This is a genomic window from Gordonia araii NBRC 100433 (assembly GCF_000241265.1).
In the GTDB taxonomy this organism is placed as follows: Bacteria; Actinomycetota; Actinomycetes; order Mycobacteriales; family Mycobacteriaceae; genus Gordonia; species Gordonia araii.
In genome coordinates this window covers 14,612-29,986 of record NZ_BAEE01000043.1, presented here as the reverse complement: position 1 = coordinate 29,986, position 15,375 = coordinate 14,612, and the positions used below count along the sequence as shown (strand labels likewise).

The 15,375-nt window shown below is 69.2% G+C and carries 9 protein-coding genes and 1 tRNA gene; 3 read left to right on the top strand and 7 right to left on the bottom strand.

What is annotated here, in order from left to right:
- Positions 1-15: 15 nt before the first annotated feature.
- The 5 genes from GOARA_RS06945 to GOARA_RS06925 form a co-directional block, all read right to left on the bottom strand.
- Entirely contained in the window at positions 16-1,158 is a 1,143-nt protein-coding gene (locus GOARA_RS06945; RefSeq protein WP_040522105.1) for an acyl-CoA dehydrogenase family protein, read from the bottom strand.
- A 31-nt stretch (positions 1,159-1,189) separates the two neighbouring features.
- Positions 1,190-2,401, bottom strand: a complete 1,212-nt coding sequence (locus GOARA_RS06940; RefSeq protein WP_007321623.1) for a L,D-transpeptidase — start codon at positions 2,399-2,401, stop codon at positions 1,190-1,192.
- Between the two features lie 207 nt (positions 2,402-2,608).
- Complete coding sequence (locus tag GOARA_RS06935; protein ID WP_007321622.1) at positions 2,609-3,163, bottom strand: VOC family protein; 555 nt, start codon at positions 3,161-3,163, stop codon at positions 2,609-2,611.
- 162 nt (positions 3,164-3,325) lie between these two features.
- Positions 3,326-3,398, bottom strand: a tRNA-Lys gene (locus GOARA_RS06930).
- 90 nt (positions 3,399-3,488) lie between these two features.
- The gene (locus GOARA_RS06925) at positions 3,489-3,716 is read right to left on the bottom strand and encodes a DUF3618 domain-containing protein (RefSeq protein WP_007321621.1); all 228 of its coding nucleotides are present in this window, start codon (positions 3,714-3,716) and stop codon (positions 3,489-3,491) included.
- An 80-nt stretch (positions 3,717-3,796) separates the two neighbouring features.
- Between GOARA_RS06925 and bcp the strand changes: the two genes are divergently transcribed.
- The 3 genes from bcp to GOARA_RS06910 are packed head-to-tail and all read left to right on the top strand — an operon-like array spanning position 3,797 to position 5,499.
- Entirely contained in the window at positions 3,797-4,270 is a 474-nt protein-coding gene (bcp, locus tag GOARA_RS06920) for a thioredoxin-dependent thiol peroxidase (RefSeq protein ID WP_040522130.1), read from the top strand.
- A gap of 13 nt (positions 4,271-4,283) precedes the next feature.
- On the top strand, positions 4,284-4,919 hold the full coding sequence (locus GOARA_RS06915) for a TetR/AcrR family transcriptional regulator (protein ID WP_007321619.1): 636 nt from the start codon (positions 4,284-4,286) through the stop codon (positions 4,917-4,919).
- Between the two features lie 43 nt (positions 4,920-4,962).
- Complete coding sequence (locus GOARA_RS06910; protein WP_007321618.1) at positions 4,963-5,499, top strand: putative glycolipid-binding domain-containing protein; 537 nt, start codon at positions 4,963-4,965, stop codon at positions 5,497-5,499.
- Here the strand turns inward: GOARA_RS06910 and acpS are convergent.
- Both acpS and GOARA_RS06900 read right to left on the bottom strand, forming a co-directional pair.
- Complete coding sequence (acpS, locus tag GOARA_RS06905; protein ID WP_212763192.1) at positions 5,496-5,912, bottom strand: holo-ACP synthase AcpS; 417 nt, start codon at positions 5,910-5,912, stop codon at positions 5,496-5,498. The genes GOARA_RS06910 and acpS overlap by 4 nt on opposite strands.
- Positions 5,900-15,208, bottom strand: a complete 9,309-nt coding sequence (locus GOARA_RS06900; RefSeq protein WP_007321616.1) for a type I polyketide synthase — start codon at positions 15,206-15,208, stop codon at positions 5,900-5,902. The genes acpS and GOARA_RS06900 overlap by 13 nt, the downstream gene beginning before the upstream one ends.
- Positions 15,209-15,375: the final 167 nt, after the last annotated feature.

The following is a 15,375-nucleotide window of genomic DNA, read 5'->3' as shown; positions in this document are numbered from 1 at the left end:
AGAGAATACAGTGCGCTACAGCGAGCGCGCGATGATCTCTTTCATGATCTCGTTGGTGCCCGCATAGATCTTCTGCACGCGGTTGTCGGCCCACATGCGGGCGATCGGGTATTCGTTCATGTAGCCGTAGCCGCCGAACAACTGCAGGCACTCGTCCGCGACCACCATCGCGCGATCGCTGGTCCACCACTTCGCCATGGCGACCGTCGGGATATCCAGTTCACCCTTGATGTGCTTGACGACGCAGTCGTCGACGAAGACGCGGCTGATCCGCGTCTCGGTGGCGCACTCGGCGAGCTTGAACTTCGTGTTCTGGAACCCGAACACCGGGCGGCCGAACGCTTCGCGCTCCTTGGTGTAGGCGATCGTCTGCTCGACCGCCGCCTCCATGCCGGCCACCGAGGTCACCGCGATGATCAGACGCTCCTGCGGCAGCTGCTGCATCAGCTGGATGAAGCCCTGGCCCTCTTCGGTGCCGAGCAGGTTCGACTGCGGCACGCGGACGCCGTCGAAGAACAGTTCCGACGTGTCCTGGCCGCGCTGGCCGATCTTGTCCAGGACGCGGCCGCGGCGGAAGCCTTCCCGATCGGCCTCGACGAGGATCAGCGAGATGCCTTTGGCGCCTTCGTTCGGGTCGGTCTTCGCGACCACGATGATCAGGTCGGCCTGCTGACCATTGGTGATGAAGGTCTTCGAGCCGTCGATGACGTAATCGTCGCCGTCCTTGATCGCCTTCGACTTGACGCTCTGCAGATCCGAGCCGGTGCCCGGCTCGGTCATCGCGATGGCGCCGACGACCTCGCCGGTCGCCATCTTCGGCAACCACTTCGTCTTCTGCTCTTCAGAACCGTAGGCGAGCAGGTAGTGCGCGACGATGCCGTTGTGCAGGCTGACGCCCCACGACGAGTCGGCAATGCGGGCCTGCTCCTCCATGAGCACGGCCTCGTGAGCGAAAGTGCCACCGCCGCCGCCGTATTCCTCCGGGATCGACATGCACAGCAGGCCGACCTCGCCTGCCTTGTTCCAGAGGTCGCGGTCAACGTGGTGCTGCTCGCGGAACTTGTCGCCGTTGGGCGCGATCTCCTTCTCGCAGAAGGCTCGTGCCATCTCGCGCAGGGCGCGCAGTTCGTCGTTGGACCAGGGTGAGGAATCAGTCATGCGGGCGATCGTAACATCGCCCGATGGCACGTTAGGCGTTGCCCTTCTTCCACCGCTCCCACGGGATGTTCCAGTCGCCGAGACCGTCGGTTCCGGGCAGGCGCGGGCCCAGGGTGTTCTTCACTGTGACCGGGTCGCCGCGCAGGGTGTTGTTCATAACCCACTGCGCGTTCTCGTGGCTCAGGTTGAGGCAGCCGTGACTCACGTTGGTGTTGCCCTGAGCCCACAGCGACCACGGTGCGGCGTGGAAGTAGATGCCGCTGTAGGACATCTGCGTGGCGTAGTCCACCGGGGTGCGGTAGCCGTCGGCAGAGTTGATCGGCACACCGTAGGTCGAGGAGTCCATGACCAGGTGGGCGTGCTTGTCGCCGATGAGGTAGACGCCCGGGTTGGTCGGCGTCGCGTCCTTGCCGAACGCCACCGGCATCTTGCGGACGACCTTGCCGTCGCGCTCGAAGACGACCGTCTTCGTCCGGTCGTCGGCGGTGATGATCATCTGCCGCCCGATGCGGAAGTTCGACTTCACGTTCTTCTGGCCGTACACACCGTCGCCGAGGTCGAGGCCGAACACGTTGACCTCGACGGACACCTTCGTGCCCGACTTCCAGAACTCGGCCGGACGCCACCGCAGATCCTGCGGGCTGATCCAGTAGAAGGCGCCTTCGACCGGCGGATCGGTCTTGATCGTGATCGCGTCCTGGACCGCTTTGCGGTTCTTGATCGGCTCGTCGAACTTCACCGAGATCGGCTGTCCGACGCCGACGACCTCGCCGTTGCGCGGAACCAGGTAGGGCATGGTGAAGTTCGCGGGAGAACTGGTCGTGAACGACCGCTGGATGTCCGAGGTGCCGCCAACGCCCTTCGCCTGAGCCGTCAGCGTGTAGCGGCTGGCGAAGTCCATCGGGGCACTGTTGGTCCAGCTCGCCCCGTCGGACGAGATCTCGCCCGGGATGATCTTTCCGCCGCTGGCGACCTTGACGTTGGTCAGCGAGCCCTGCTCGACGGTCACCTTGACCGGTGAACCGGGCTGCACGCCAATGGCGTTCTCCTTCAGCGCGGCGCCGCCGTCGGTAATGGTCAGCTCGGGGGCAGCCATGTCCGAGAAGCGCGACGAGTCGCTGATCGCGTCCGGGTAGGTCGGCGCCTTGGTGCACGAACTCAACAGGCCGACGAGCGCGATCAGCGCCGCCAAGACGACGAGCGGCAAACGACGATTCCGGGCGTGGCCACGGGGGTTACCCATTGGTTCTCCAACCATCAAGAGCGAACGATCCGAAGCGCTCGCGGATCGAACCAGGCACGGACACCGGCGACGCGAGCGAATTCGTGTCCATTGTAGGCGAGCATCGGCGTCGCGCCACATTCGGCTGGGCGCGCGCGTCGAGGGCGTGCGTCAGAGATGTACGCAGGGCTATACGCAGGCACGCTGATCTCGCGCCACGACCAGTCGCTACCGCCGAGGAAGTTTGCGGCGCGCCTGCATCCCGAGGGCGGGCACGGAGTCCGCCAGGTCATCCCGAGAGTCCGCGTAGCCTTCGAGCGCGCGGTAGGACGCCCACGCTTGGCGAGGTGACGGAACCCGGGGGATCCATGCCAGCTCCCAGTGGATTCCATTGATCGGATCGTCGAAGAACACGGCGTAGTAGCCGGGCCAGTACTGCGGGTATGCCTTCGGCTCGTCGGTGACTGTCGTTCCACGGGCGAGCAGGAAGTCTCGATAGAACCGATCCACCTCGCGCCTATTGCGCGCCCACAGCGCGATGTGGTTGATCCCGACCGCCTGATCACTGTGTTTGAGCCGCTCGCCGGACGCTGCCGGCTGGATCCCGATGTAGCTGTGTGGGCTGACGTGGTTCCTGGTCATGTAGTAAGTCGACTCGTACTCCATGTTGAGCGAGGAGAAGCTGCTGTACCCGAGCCATCCGAACATGGCGTCGTAGAAATCCAGTGAGTCCTCGTAATCAAGAACCGCGAACTCGACATGATTGACTCCTCGCCATCGCATTGGCGACCTCCCTGATGTCAGCTGATGACAACGGTAGTTGCCGAGAAGTCCCGCTAGCCTCTGGACGCGTCCAAAGCCGGACGTTGGAAGGTCGACAAAGAGGTCTCCGGGAAACGGCGAAGGCCCCTGATTTGCGTTACCGCAGATCAGGGGCCTTTCTTGTGCGCCATCAGGGACTCGAACCCCGAACCCGCTGATTAAGAGTCAGCTGCTCTGCCAATTGAGCTAATGGCGCTCGCGAATGCGACCCCAAGACATTATCACCGTCGGCGGCGCGCACGAAATCCGCTGGTGGCTACAGGTTCTGGCCGGTCGGGGACGCGGGTCAGCGACGGCGGCGCAGCTTGCGCAACACGATCAACACGGCCAGCACCGCGACACCGGTCAACGAGATCTGGACGGCTGGCGTGCTGACCACGGCGACGGCTCGCTCCTTGGCGTCCTCGGCGATCCGCTGCGGGTTGGCCCGGTCGGCGAGCTGGTCGAGAGTGGCCGCGAGGTTCTCCCGCGCCTGCGCGATCTCCTGCTCGATGCGCTCGGTGTCGTTCGCCACTGGTGAACTCCTTTTCAAGGTCGTGTTCGAAGCTTCGAGCCTACTCTGGTCACTCTCGCGAATGGACTAGCCTGATGGCCATGCCTGACAATCAGCGACTCTCCGTCGGCGACACCGCGCCGGCGTTCACGCTCCCTGACTCGACCGGAAAGCCGGTGTCCCTCTCCGACTACGCCGGACGTCGGGTGGTGGTGTACTTCTACCCGGCGGCGATGACCCCGGGTTGCACGAAGCAGGCATGTGATTTCCGGGACAACCTGTCCGAGCTGCAGGACGCGGGCCTCGACGTCGTCGGCATCTCGCCCGACAAGCCCGAGAAGCTCGCGAAGTTCGCCGAGGCAGACGGACTGACCTTCCCGCTGCTGTCCGACCCCGACAAGAAGGTGCTCGCCGAGTGGGGTGCCTTCGGCGAGAAGAAGCTCTACGGCAAGACGGTGACCGGCGTCATCCGCTCGACCTTCGTCGTCGACCCCGATGGGCGAATTTCATTGGCGCAGTACAACGTTCGGGCCACGGGGCACGTGGCCAAGCTGCGCCGCGACCTCAAGGTCTAGGACGGCCTACCCGATGGGCGACCCGTCGACGACGCGCCCGCTGGTTCCCCGGCGCCGGCCCACGCAGGAGCGCAGCCGGCGCAAATTCGAGACGATGCTCGCCGTCGCTCGCGAACTACTCATCGATGTCGGTTTCGAGTCGATGACCTGCGAGGAGATCGCTGCTCGCTCCGACGTACCGATCGGCACGCTCTACCAGTTCTTCGCCAACAAGTATGTGATCGTCTGCGAACTCGACCGGCAGGACACCGTGGCCGTGCAGGCCGAGCTGGCCGAACTCGGATCGGCCATCCCGTCGCTGGACTGGGTGAACCTGCTGGACCGCTTCCTCGACCACCTCGCCGCGCTTTGGCAGCACGATCCGTCGCGACGAGCCGTCTGGCTGGCGGTCCAGTCGACGCCCGCCACACGCGCCACCGCGGCCCTCAACGAGCAGGCCCTGGCCGAGCAGGTCGAGCACATCCTGGCCCCGCTGACGCCGCACCAGCGCGAACGACGTGCCACGATGGCGCGCCTGCTCGTGCACACCGCCTATTCCGCGTTGAGTTTCTCGGTGCAGGTCGGTGAGGATCACGAGGCCGTCGTAGCCGAACTCAAGCGCCTGCTCGGCGGCTATCTGTTGCGCGAGGAAGACAAGCTCACGCGCTGAATCGCGCGGGTTGAGAGTACCCACGCACGAAAGGGCGACGACGGTGACCACGACGACGATGGCGGAGTGGCACAGCGCCGACGGCGCCAGCGTGGAACGGTGTCATGTCGTTGAGAATGTACGAGACACCCGCGTCACGAGTGTGCTGGCGGGTGGCGCGGTGGCCTGCAGCTACACGCTGCATGCCACCTCCGCCTGGGAGTTCACCTCGCTCGTGCTGGTCACCGACCGGCGAACCCTGTCGGTAAGCCGAGTCGGCCGTACGTGGCTAGTCGACGGGCTGCGGCGACCGGACCTCGCCGAAGCCCGCGAAGTCGATATCTCCGCATCGCCTCTGACCAACACCCTGCCGATCCGGCGCCTGTCGCTCGACATCGGACGGCGAGCCGACATCATCACCGCGTATGTCGACGTCCACGAACTCACGGTGGCACCCGACCCGCAGCGGTACACGCGGTTGGACACCCACCGGTATCGCTACGAAGCGCGCGACTCCGACTTCCGCAGAACGATCACCGTCGACGATGCCGGTCTCGTCGTCGACTACCCGGGCCTCTTCACGCGCGCGCCGCAGCGCTAGTCCGACTCGGGCGCACCCTCCTCCAGGATCGCAACCGCGGCGGCGGTGTCGCCGTCGTGGGTGAGCGAGACGTGGACCCGCGCCTCGGCGAGGAACTCCGCGATCGCCCCGGACAGCCGGATCGCCGGCCGCCCCCAGTTGTCGGTCACCACCTCGATATCGGAGTGCACGATCATCGGCAGCGCCGGTCGCCGCGCGAAACGGCTCACCGACCACGCCTTGATGACGGCCTCCTTCGCCGCCCACCGGGCGGCGAGATGGCGTTCGGGACCGCCGGTCCCGGCCCGCGCGTCCCGCCGCTCGCCGGCGGTGAAGGCATCCGTGAACCGAGTGCCCGGCTGTGCCAACTGCTCGGCGAACTCGGGGATCGACACGAGGTCGAGCCCCACACCCACCACGGTCACCGGTGGCATCCGGCGCCGGACGCGCCGGCGAGCGGGCCGATTCCGGCGCCCCGGCGATACGCTCCCTCGGCGTCGAGGCGCGCGTCGCCGTCGAGCAGCAGCGCGGCTTCCTGCGCGCTCTCGGCCTGAGCGGCGGTGTCGTCGAAACGACGGCCGGACGGTCGGCTGTACGCCGGGTCGCCGCCGCACATCGCCTCCAGCAGGCGCTGCTGCCCGTCGCGCAGCCGCTCGGCACGGCGGGCGCGGTAGGCCTCCCGCTCATCGGCCGGCAGAGACGCGATGAACGCCTCCGGATGCACGACGGCGATCAAACCCGACACGTGACCGAAGCCGAGCGAGGTCAGCAAGCCGGCCTTCAGTTCGAACTGTCCGTCCATGTGCAGCGGGCTCGTCGGCCATACCAGGTGCTCGTAGACGGCCAAGTCGTCGTCGACACAGTCCAGGCTCCGGTTCGGCGGGATGATGCCCGCACTCAGCACCTGGCACAGCCCGATCAGCTGGAAGGCCGCAGCACCACCCTTGGCGTGTCCGGTCAACGCCTTTTGCGACACGACGAACAGCGGTGCACCGTCGCCGCGGCCGATCGCCGCCGCGAGGTGCTCGTGCAGCTTCGACTCGTTCGGGTCGTTGGCCTTGGTCGACGTGTCGTGCTTGGACACGACGGCGACATCGTCGGGGCTGCAACCCAATTCGCGCAGCGACCGCGCCAGTGGCGAGTCGAGTTCGCCGCGGGCGGCACCGAGCGCGCCGATGCCGGGTGCCGGGATCGAGGTGTGCACGCCGTCGCCGAAGCTCTGCGCGAACGCGACCACACCGAGCACCGGCAGACCGAGTTGTGCCGCCACATCGCCGCGGGCCAGCAACACCGTGCCGCCGCCCTGCGATTCGACGAATCCGCCGCGTCGGCGGTCGTTGGCCCGCGAGTAGCGGCGCTCGTCGATTCCGCGCGCGGCCATCGCCGCCGAGTCGGCCGTGGCCGACATGTCCCCGAATCCGACGATGCCCTCGATGCCGAGGTCGTCGAACCCGCCGGCGACGGCGAACAGCGCCTTGCCCAGGCGAATCTTGTCTGCGCCTTCCTCCACCGAGACCGCGGCGGTGGCGCACGCCGCCACCGGGTGGATCATCGATCCGTAGCTGCCGATGTAGGACTGGACGACGTGAGCCGCGACAACGTTGGGCAGCGCCTCCTGCAAGATGTCGTTGGCCTTCGACTCGCCCAACAGGGTGTCGACGTACAGCGACCGCATCGAGGTCATGCCGCCCATGCCGGTGCCCTGGGTGTTGGCGACGAGCGTCGGATGTACCCAGCGCATCAACTCCTCGGGTGTGAACCCGCTGGAGAGGAACGCGTCGACGGTGGCGACCAGGTTCCACAGCGCGACCCGGTCGATCGAACTCGCCATGTCGGGGCTGACGCCCCAGCGGACCGGGTCGAACCCGGTCGGGATCTGCCCGCCGACGGTGCGGCTCAGTTCGAAGCGGCGCGGCACGCGGATCTCCGTGCCGGCCAGGCGGGTGACGGTGAACTCGCCGGTGTCGGGCACCGCGGCGATCCGGGTGTGCTCGGGGTCAGCGGCGACGAAGGCGCGCGCGGCCTCCTCGGAGGTGACCGTGAATGTCAGGTCCTCGTCGAGGAACACCGACTCCAGCAGCGGCGAGGAGTTGTCGACCATCGCGCCGTCGTCGCCGTAGCGGCGGATGCCGCAGCGCGCGACGACCTCGTCGTGGTAGCGCTCGGCGATCTCCGCCTCGGGCACGGCATCGCCGGTCTGCGCGTCGTACCAGCCGGGATTCGGGTTCTCCTCCCATGTGATCAGCCCGGTGCTCCAGGCGAGTTCGACGACGCCGGCCGCCGACAACTCGCCCGACACCTCGATGTCGAACCGGGTGCGCGCGGAACCGTACGGGCCGACCTCGCCCGCCCCGACGATGACCACGAGGTCCTCCGGTGCGACGTCGATCTCCGGCCAGGCGACCGGTGCCTCGTGCGGAGCGCGTGCCGGGTGCGGAAGGGCGGCGACATCCGCGGACCCGGTGGCGGCGACGGCCGACGCGTCGGTCGCGCCGTTCTCGTCGGCTTGTGCGGCCTCGGCAAGCGCCTTCAAGTCGATCGAGGGGTCGAGACCGGCGGTCAGGTCGGCCTGCAGCGGTGCGGTCCGCGCGGACTCGCGCTGCTCGGCCGTGCAGAGCGCCAGCAGCTCGGCGGCCATCTCGTCGGTGCTCCACGTCCGCACGCCTGCCGCCTCGACGGCAGCGACCATCGGATCGTTGCCGCCCATCAGGCCGGTGCCTCGCACCCACCCGATGAGGGCGTGGGCCAGCGTGGTGCGCGAGCCCCACGACGACTCAGCCGACCAGCGGGTGACGACGGCGTCGAGCGCCGCCTTCGCCTCGCCGTAGGCTCCGTCGCCGCCGAACATGCCGCGGTTGGGCGAACCCGGCAGCACGACGTGGAGGCGGGCGTCGATGTTGTGGTCCGCGTGCAGACCGGACAGGCCGCCGATCATGCGCTCGACCGACCACAACAGCACTTTCATCTCCGCCTCGGTACGGGCACCGGCATCGGTGAGATCACCGGCGACGCGCGGGGCGGCGAACGGGAACAGCAGTGTCGGGCGCATGGCGGGCTTGATCAGCTCGGTCGCGCCGCCGAGCGTTTGCGACTGCTCCTCGCCGATCCACTCGGCGAGCGCGTCGACGTCGGTGTAGCTGGCCAGGTTGGCCGGCGCCACCCACAGCGCCGCGCCGTAGCGCGCGTTCTCCCGGTAGCACTTCTTGAAGAAGTCCAGCCGATCGGTGTTCAGCCGCGACGTGGTGGCGATGACGGTGGCTCCACCGCGCAGCAGCCCGGCGACGACCGCTCCGGCGATCGAGCCGTCGGCGGCTCCGGTCACCACGGCGATGTCGTCGGCGTAGACGCCCGGCTCGGGATCCTGTGCCACCTGCGCGATCTGGGCGAACAGCCGCGCATGCACGTCGCGGCCGCGGGCCAGGGCTTTGCCCTGCCACCACGTCGCGTGGTCGGCCACGGTCTCGCCCGCGCCCCGGAAGGCTTCGGTGCGATCGGCGAACTCGGCGTCGAGATCGTCGGCGTCGGCCAGCCACAACTGCGCCAGGTCGGCGCGGGCGCTGGCCCAGCGGTCGTCGAGCAACACCGTCCGGCGATCGTCGAAGACCGGCGCGACGGTGCGTGCCCAGTCCGAGCCGAGTTCGGCCGCGACACGATCGGCGAGGACACCCGACTCGTCGTCGACCGCGAGATCGTACTCGGCGGTCTCGTCGAGGCCGAGCTGGCGCAGGACGGTGCGCGCCGCGACGGCGAGGACGCCCGACTGACCGGTGATCTGCTCGGTGAACTCGCCGAGCGCGGCGGCATCGACCGTTCCGCCCGCTTCTCCCCCGCTCGCGGGCAGGGCCACCGCGACGCCGTGAGCCGTGCCGACGGACTGGATCGCCCGGTCGATGACGGAGTCGAGCGCTGCCAGATTGCCGATCGGGCCGTCGGCGAGGTCGCCGAGGCTACCGCCGCGCACGCTGTCGCCCTCACGGGTGCCCAACGCCACCGCGACGGCGGCGTGGGTCGCCCAGCCCGATCCGAGCTGCCACACGTCGGTGACGCGCTCGGTGAGGTAGTTCGCGCGCTTCCCGAGCGGACCGGCGATGCGACGCAGCTGGTCGCCCACCGCGTCGGTGAGGACCGGGCCCAGCGGCCGGTAGCCGCGGGCGAGCGTGTTCACCGACTCGCCCAGGGCCGTGAGCGGAGCTTCGGCCGCGCCGTCGATCGCGCCGAGACCGAGCTCGGCGCCGATGTCGAGGAGCAACTGGTTGCGTCGCGACGAGACGCCGTCGCAGAGCGCTTCGATCGTGTCGGCGGCCCCGATCTGCTCGACGCGGATCTTGGTCCACTGGGCGATCACCGCGCGCACCGCGTCGGCCGGCTCGAATGCCAGGTCGTCGGGACGGGGTCCGGTAGACGCGGCGGGGGCGGGTGCAGCCGCCGGGGCCGCGGGAGCCGAAGCCTCCTGAGCGGGTGCCTGCTCCTGCGATGACGGCTCCGGCGCGACATCCTCTTCGGGCTCGGCGCCCTCGTCGGCGCCGAGCAAGACCGCGCTGTCGCGCTCGACGTTGAGAACGTCGGCATCGGCCGCGGCGAACCGGTCCAGCTTGAGCGTGTTGTTGGCCAGCCCGGACAGGGTGGGCGCCGATTTCACGCCGACTTCCACGAACCGGCCGACGTTGAGTCCGCCCTGGCTCGTCGGGCCGAACAACAGGTCCTGCGTCTCGATCCAGCGCACCGGGCTGGCGAACTGCCAGGCGAGGAGTTCGATGAGGACGACGCGGGTCAGCTCGGCCGGGCGCACCGACCAGGACGCGAAGTCTGCGAGTACGTCGTTCAGCGGGTCGGACGGCACCAATTCGGCGATCTCGGTGATGAATTCGCGGCTCAGGTTGAACAGGCGCGGCACCAGATTCGGGATGTAGCGCCCGACGAGAATCTCCGGGTCGACGTGCTCGGGCAGGAGGTCGTCGAGGCGTTCCCGGAACGCGGGCACGCCCTCGCGCAGCACCGTCGAATGGAACGGCACATCGATGCCCGGCACGAGGATGAAGGCCCGCTTGCCGCCGAACTCGGCGACGCGGCGCTCGATCTCCTTCTCCAGGGCCGCGAGACCGGCGACGGTTCCGGCGATCGCGTACTGCGAACCGCGCAGGTTGAGGTTCACCACCTCGAGGAACTCCCCCGACTCGGCCGCGACACCGGCGACGAAGCCGTCGACGTCGTCATCGGCCAGGCCGAACTGGCTCGGGCGGATCGCCGCCATCCGGTAGTCGCTGTTGCCCTTGGCGTCGCGCGGAACCAGATGGTGCATCGCCTCGCCGCGCTGGAATACGACCTCCAGGACTGCCTCGAGCGGGAGAACCCCGGCGCAGGCGGCGAGGGCGTTGTACTCACCGACGGAGTGCCCGGCGGTGATCGCGCTCTCCACGAAGCCACCGGCCTCGCGCAACTCGGCGACCTGCGCGACCCCGAGGGTGGCCATGGCGACCTGCGTGAACTGTGTCAGGAACAGAACGCCGTCGGGGTGGTGGTAGGTCGTGCCGTTGGCGACGAGGGTCGTCGGGTTGTCGCGGACGACCGCGAGGATGGAGAAGCCGAGTGCCGCACGGGTGTGCGCGTCGGCACGGTCCCACACGTCGCGGGCGGCAGCCGAGCGCGAGCGAGCTTCCAGGCCCATCCCCTTGCTCTGGATGCCCTGGCCCGGGAAGGCGTAGACGGTGAGCGGCGCGGCCAGCAACGCGGTGGCGGCGGCGACCAGTTCACCGCCGACCTTCATCGACACCTCGACGACCTCGCGGCCGCGATCGATACCCACCCGGTCGACGCGGACGTCGACCTGATCACCAAGGCGAACCATTCCGAGGAAGCGGATGGTCCAGCCCTCGATGGCGCGCGGCGCGCCGGCGCGCCGGCCGTCGCGGGCGGTGACGACCTGTTGGGCCGCGGCCGAGAGCCACATTCCGTGGACGATCGGCTCGCCGAGACCGGCCAGGGCGGCGGCGTTGACGTCGGTGTGAATGGGGTTGTGATCACCGGAGACCAGCGCGAAGCCGTCCATCGCGCGGGGTGCGACGATAGTCGCCGCGCGCAGGAACTTCCGCGTGGCGTCGCGCTCGTCGTCGGGCAGTCCGCCGGCGCGCACCGGGTCGGCCAGGTCGCCGTCGCCGAGACGGCCGCGGATGGCGAAGCGCTCCCGCATCGATGCCAGGCGCGTCGCCCCGTCGGTCAGCTCGACATCGACGGCCAGCACGCGGCCGACGGTGGTGTCGGTGACGCCGCGCAGCGTCGCGGTCACCGAGAGCTCGGCGCGCTCGCCCGGCGCCGGAGCGTGGACAGCGATGGCGTGGTCGAGGTGGACGAGGTCGAGGAGGCCCTCGACGACGGGGGTCCCAGCATCGGTCCGGGCGGCGCCGACCAGGGCGAACACCGAGGGCCAGCTCAGACCGACGAACACGTCCGGAACGGTGAGCCCGGGTTCTGGGGCGAGCGTCGACGGCAGAGAGGCCGTCGTGACGCCGCGGTGGTCGGCGACCAGGTTCGGGTCCCACGAGACGCTCGCTCGCGCGGTCACCTCGCCGTCGGAGGAAACGTCGGTGCTCGTCAGGTCGCCGCCGGCGGCGACGCGCACGATCTCGCCCATCGCCGTCCCCGCGTCGTCGATGCCGACGAGCGGCGCACCCCCGTCGAGCACGGCCGGGGTGACGGTCAGCGGGATGGTCGTCGAGGTCGAGCCGATCGGCACGACCAGGTCCAGTCGCACCGACGAGTCCGAGCCGCCGTCGTGAGCGCGCAGCGTGGCGCCCGACGGTGCGTGCTCGGCCAGGTCCTCGCCGACGATCTCCCAGCGGTCGGGGGCGCCCAGCCGCAGCACGGGGTTGGGCACGATGCGCTGCGCCCACCGCACGTCGGCGGCGGACAGCGCGGCGGCGATGGGGCCGGCGGCACCGGCGAGGTGGCGGCGACGTGCGTCGACCTCGACGGCCGGATCGCCGGCTGTGGTCAGTTCGTCGACGAGCTCGCGCTCGAAACGGTCGAGCAGGTCGCCGACCGGCTCATCGGCCTCGGTGATGCCCGCGACCGCGACCGGACCGGGGATGACGCACACCTCGTCGGCGCCGTAGCGCGGGTCGTGGGCCTGCCATAGCGAGTCGCTGCGCCACCAGCGGCGCACGTCGCCGTCGATGACGGGTACGAAGTTCACCGGCTTGCCCGGCGAACGGCACAGACCGAGGAAGAACGCGACGTCGGCGGGGTGCAGGATGTCGCTGGTGGCCGCGGGATAGGCGGCGACCAGCCTGTCGACACTCGCGTGGGCGTCGACCGCGTCGTCGAACAGGGACTCGAAGGTGCCGCGATCCTGCGGATGCAGCCGCGCTTCCGCGCGCTGGAGCATCTCGGTGAAACGCTGCTGCCAAGTGATGTCGGCCCACGGCAGGTCCGCGCCGGGCTCACCGACGGCGAGGGTGGCGTAACGGCGCAGCCACTGCTCGTAGGTCATCGTCGTCACATCGCCGAAGTAGGGCTTGGCGGTGCCCTCGAGCGCGGCGATGATCTCCTCGCGCCGCGCGGCGACCGCCTCGGCGTCGCCGGCGACCTCGTCGAGAAGGCGACCGGCCCGCGAGGCGCTGTTGTCGACCTCGTGGATGTCGGCGCCGAGCTGGCTACGACCCGAAGCCATGCCCGCCGCGGCGTGACCCGCGCCGATCCAGTCGTCGCAGCCGGCGGTCTGCACCAGCAGCTGCTTGACCTCGGGGCTGGTGGTGGCCTCAGCCGTCGCCATCGCCGCCGTGCCGATCAGGATGCCGTCGAGCGGCATCAGCGGGTAGTCATGCGCCAGCGACCAGCGGCCGGACAGGTACTCCGCGGCGCGTTCGGGGGTGCCGATTCCGCCACCGACGCAGATGACGATGTTGGCCCGATCCCGCAGCTCCGCGTAGGTCGCGAGCAGCAGGTCGTCGAGGTCCTCCCACGAATGGTGGCCACCGGCGCGGCCGCCCTCGATCTGGACGATCACCGGGTGGTGGGGAACCTCGGCGGCGATCCGCACGACATCGCGGATCTGTGCGACCGTGCCCGGCTTGAACGCGACGTAGTGCAGGCCGGCTTCGACAAGTTCATCAACGAGGGCCACCGCGTCGTCGAGTTCCGGAATACCGGCCGAGACGATGACACCGTCGATCGGGGCACCCTGCGCACGTGCCTTCTGCACGAGCCGCTTGCCGCCGAGCTGCAGCTTCCAGAGGTACGGATCGAGGTAGAGGGCGTTGAACTGGGCCTGTCGGCCGGGTTCGAGCAGTTCGGTCAGCCGTGCTACGTTCTCGGCGAAGATCTCCTCGGTCACCTGGCCACCGCCGGCGAGCTCCGCCCAGTGACCCGCGTTGGCGGCGGCGGCGACGATCGCCGGATCCACCGTCGTCGGCGTCATACCCGCGAGCAGCATCGGGGACCGGCCGGTCAACCGGGTGAACGCCGTGTCGATCACCCGACGCCCATCGGGCAGGACGGCGAGCTTGGGGGCGTAGCGGTCCCAGCGACGGGCGACCTCGGGAATGCCGCCGGGGGCGAACAGATTGCGCTGGCCGCCGCGCAACGAAGCGGGGACGACGCCGACGCCCGCACCGCGGATCAGTGACGAGGTCAATCGCGTCGCGACATCGGAGGGTCCGAGGTCGAGGACCCATTTGGCACCGTCGGCCGTCACCTCGTCGATGATGGCGACCCAGTCGACCGGCTCGACTAGTACGGCACTCGCCTGCCTGCGCGCCCACGCGGTATCCAGGCCGCAGCGCTGGGCCCATTCCGCCACCAGGTCGACGGCGTCGGTCATCTCGGGGTGGTGGAAGGCGACCGAAACACCCAGCGGGTCGAAGGTCGGGGCGAACGGCGCGCCGCCGGTCACCTTGCGCTTGCGATCGTCGGCTTCAGCGGCGGCGATCTGCTCGCAGCGGGCCTGCAACGCGGCGAGGTGGTGTGCCGTGCCGGCGACGACGACGCCGCGGCGACCGTTGCGCAGGGCGACGACGGGCAGTCCGGCCTCCCCCTCGGCCGTGTCCGCGCGGTACTGCTCGATCACCTGGTCGATCCGGGCCGGCGAAGCGTTCGCGATCGACAGCATCGGCGAGCCGTCGGCCGCGGCGCTGAGCCCGCGCCGCGCCGCGGTCACCGTGGCGGCGGCGCCGATCAGCCGTGCGAGTGCGAGCATCGCCCCTTCGCCCGGGTGGTCCGCGAGATTCTCCCCGATGCGGACGGCGTCGACGGCCAGGCATCCCTGCGAGTGTCCGACCACGCTGGTCGGCGGGAACTCGTCGGTGTCGAGCCCTTGCTTCCGCAGCGAGGCCAGTGCGGCGAGCTGGGCCAGCAGGATCCCCGGGACCGACGCGGCGGCGGCGCGCAGCGCCCCCTCGTCGGGGAGATGCCCCGCGGCGTCGTCCTCATCCCCGAGGAGGTCGGCGGCGTCGAACAGGTCCACCCAGTGCAGCGGATCGAATCCATCCGGCGCGGCCATCGCGAGTTCCGCACGGACCGGTTCGAGGAGTCGCTGCGCGGCGACGACAATCTGATCGAGGTGCCGCTGCAACTCGGCGTCGACCACCAATTCGGCCAACGTCGGCAACCACGGCGTTCCCTGGCCACCGAACGCCAGCGCGTACGCCTCTCCGTCAGCGATCCGGTCGATGAGCGCTTCCCCAGTGCTGGGGGCACCCGTGCGGGAGGTCGAGATTCGGTGCTGGTCGATGGTCACAGGTGGGCTCCTTGCACATGCTTCAGGGGGATTCCTCGGGGATTCGAAGAACCATCCTCGCATGCGAAAATGAGGTCAGCCTCATGTTTTGGGGTGACCCGTCGGTATACCCACCAGTAGCCTCGCGAGTAACATTTTCCGCCGCGTGACCTGCTTCACACCGCCTG